We start from the raw sequence: 2,977 nt of genomic DNA, 5'->3' as shown, positions 1-2,977 counted from the left end.
GACAGATTCCGGACTTCATGTGCTTGCGTGAAGTCCGGAATGGTCAAGTTTGTCAGTGAGTAATTCGCGCCACCGCAAGAGAGTCCCTCGGGCGCTGAAGTGACCACATGACGTGAACTTATCTGCATCCCTGTGCAGTCGATCTCTTTTCGAATGCACCAAGCGGTTGCAGAAGAGTACTTCCGAGACAAAGAGAAGAGAGCTGAGATGACCGGGGGTTCGATGGTGCGCGGCTTGCTAAGACTTATGATCAACGCAAGGGAGACCTATTCGAAAGGCTCACGCTTGAGACGGCGTTTGTTGATCAACGGGTGAGCATGGCCGATCCCGATGAATTACAGAAAATCCAAGATCGGGCTGCGACGATGACCTGTTCGGAGGGCAGCCTGTCGGTAGCAGCGGGCGTCAGCAGCATTCGCAGAACGCCACTGTGCGTGTGACAAGGTCGTCTAGCGGGCCTATCCGTAGCCGGGCTGGTCGGTCAGTGGCGCTTCGCTCTTGGGACCTCTGCGCCCGTCAATACGGCTTCAGGCCTGCGCTTTGGCTATCACTAATATGGTGTTAGTAGGTGCGAGAGCCCATGCCATGACGCGGTTGCCAGGGGGTATTGCGTTCGTGTGGGTTATCTTGGCTGGCAATGCCAACGCCCATGATTGGTACGCAGGCAAGACGGACCCTGTTCTTCATTTTAGGTGCTGCGGCAATCGAGATTGCCATCCAATCGAGTCCAGCGACGTGAGACCTACTAAGGATGGCTACTACGTCAAGCAACCTGAACCATCCTCTCGGAATGATCCGCCGACGGGAGAGTGGTTTATCCCGAGGGACCGCGTCCAGGCCGCGCCGGATGAGCGGTATCATATCTGTGAGTCTTTGTTTCCGACATTTCGCGTCGGCAGATACAAGATGAGATGGACGTGCTTCTTCGCGCCGCTTGGCACAGGCTCAATCACGAGCGCCGAACGTCGGCCATGAGGTAGGTTCATCGACCTAAGGATCCGAAGCAAATGGGAAGGTATGCAAGTCCTGCGATTTCGTAGGGCAACGACCGCCGTCGAGCGCATCAACCACCAGCACGCCTATTCAGACGACGGCGCCTGCACCAATCAGGCCGAAAGCTTTTTCTCGCGCCTTCGCCGCGCCGAGATCGGAACCCACCACCAAATCAGCGGTCGCTATCTTCGCGCCTATGCGTCGGAGATGGATCCTGCGCGATGCGACGGGGTGGCCGAGGCCGGCGCATTCGCCGTCGTTCTTGAGAAGATACCGGAGGCTTTGGCTCGGCTGATTACAGAGCAAGTGGCGATTCCCACAATCGGTATCGGTGCATCGCCGGCCTGCGAGGTCAGATCCTTGTTGTCGATGACATGCTGGGCTTGTTTGGCGCTTTTCGGCCAAGATTCGTCAAGCGCTACGCAGAGCTGGGAAGCGACGCCGAGGCAGCGATTGCGGCATACGCAAAGGAGGTGCGCGACCGCAGCTTTCCGACCGCGGATCACGTCTTCGGCCATGAACCGGGCCCAGTCAGTGGAGGAGAAGCCCTATGAGCACCCCGATCGTCCGCATCGTCTCCGAACTTCGCAGCATCGTTGCCGCCTGGCGCCGCGAGGGCCTAAGGATTGCCGTTGTGCCAACGATGGGCGCCCTGCATGAGGGGCATCTCAGCCTCGTGCGAGCCGCGTTGGCCAAGGCTGATCGGGTGATCGTGACGCTGTTCGTCAACCCGACGCAATTCAACAATGCGGCCGATCTGGCCGCCTATCCGCGCACCGAACATGATGACGCGGCGAAGCTCGCATCTGTCGGCACCCATATCCTTTACGCTCCCAACGCCGCCGACATGTATCCGCCAGGCTTCGCGACCAGCGTTTCGGTCGGTGGTGTGAGCGACGGGCTTTGCGGCACGTTTCGGCCCGGCCACTTCGATGGCGTGGCAACGGTGGTCACGAAGCTGCTTCTGCAGACTGGGGCCGACCTGGCGTTTTTCGGCGAGAAGGATTTTCAGCAGCTCCACGTCGTGCGCCAGCTTGTCCGTGACCTCGATATTCCAATTGAGATCATCGCTGGTCCGATGGTGCGCGAAGCCGATGGCCTGGCAATGTCGTCGCGCAACGCGCGGCTCACTTTGGCTGAGCGCAACAGGGCGCCTCGACTGGCTGAAGTCCTGGTCCAAACCGCCAGGCAGCTGAGTTCAGGAGAATCTGTACTTCGCACGCTGAGTGTCGGGCGCGAGGCGATCCTCGCCGCCGGTTTCTCACAGGTCGATTACCTCGAATTGCGCGCGGATAGTGATCTTGCCCCAATGCTCACGTTAGATCGACCAGCGCGGCTGCTTGTCGCTGCGTGGCTTGGCGAAACGCGGCTAATCGACAATCTCGAGGTGGCGCTGCCGCGTCCTGAAGCGTTGCGTCAAGCCGCTGCCTGAATCCAGAGGACCTGGCGATATACTGCTTGCCTGCGCACATTGCCCCGTCACGTTATATTATGAGCGCAATGAGACCTCAAACGTCGAGCTTGGAACTTATTTTTTTAGGCGCTGCTTTGCATCGGGTGGGATCAGCCGGGTTAGAAACCGACCACAAGCGCCCCACCGACAAGACCTGCTCCCGCGGCGGCCAGCAGCAGCTTCTCACCCGGTCGCAAGGGGTTGGCGCCGTGGGCAACCGACAGCGACAGGGGGATCGTCGCGGCCGACGAGTTGCCATAGTCGGCGATGGTCTTGACGATGCGTCCGTCCTCAATGCCAAGCGACTTGCCGACAGCGTTGAAGATGCGGGCATTTGCTTGATGCGGCACGAATCGGGCGATCTCCGGCGCTGAAAGGCCGGCCGCTGCCAGCGCCTCGATGGAACAGCGGCTCATCATCTCCACGGCCTTGACGAAGACCTCGCGGCCGTCAGCGATGGTCATGCGGGTTTCGGCGATGTCGATGTCTTCCGCGAAGGGACGCTTGCTGCCGCCCGCCGCGATATGGATC

2 protein-coding genes and 2 pseudogenes are annotated in these 2,977 nt (G+C 59.9%); 3 read left to right on the top strand and 1 reads right to left on the bottom strand.

What is annotated here, in order from left to right:
• Positions 1-1,056 precede the first annotated feature (1,056 nt).
• From EOA33_RS30295 to panC, 3 genes and pseudogenes are all read left to right on the top strand, one after another.
• A pseudogene (locus EOA33_RS30295) lies at positions 1,057-1,203 on the top strand (transposase); the annotation flags it as partial.
• A gap of 21 nt (positions 1,204-1,224) precedes the next feature.
• Positions 1,225-1,547 (top strand): annotated as a pseudogene (locus EOA33_RS30290) (3-methyl-2-oxobutanoate hydroxymethyltransferase); the annotation flags it as partial.
• Positions 1,544-2,425, top strand: coding sequence for a pantoate--beta-alanine ligase (gene panC / locus EOA33_RS30285; protein WP_127407317.1), 882 nt, complete (start codon positions 1,544-1,546; stop codon positions 2,423-2,425). The pseudogene EOA33_RS30290 and the gene panC, both read left to right, overlap by 4 nt.
• Positions 2,426-2,565: 140 nt before the next feature.
• On the opposite strand, the gene EOA33_RS30280 is transcribed toward panC, so the two are convergent.
• Positions 2,566-2,977 (bottom strand): 3-oxoacyl-[acyl-carrier-protein] synthase III C-terminal domain-containing protein (locus tag EOA33_RS30280; RefSeq protein ID WP_281033576.1); only part of this gene is annotated, 412 nt, incomplete at its 5' end.

This window comes from Mesorhizobium sp. M4A.F.Ca.ET.050.02.1.1 (genome assembly GCF_003997725.1).
Classification (GTDB): domain Bacteria; phylum Pseudomonadota; class Alphaproteobacteria; order Rhizobiales; family Rhizobiaceae; genus Mesorhizobium.
Note: the sequence above shows the minus strand (reverse complement) of the source record. Positions and strands in the feature narration are given on the sequence as shown.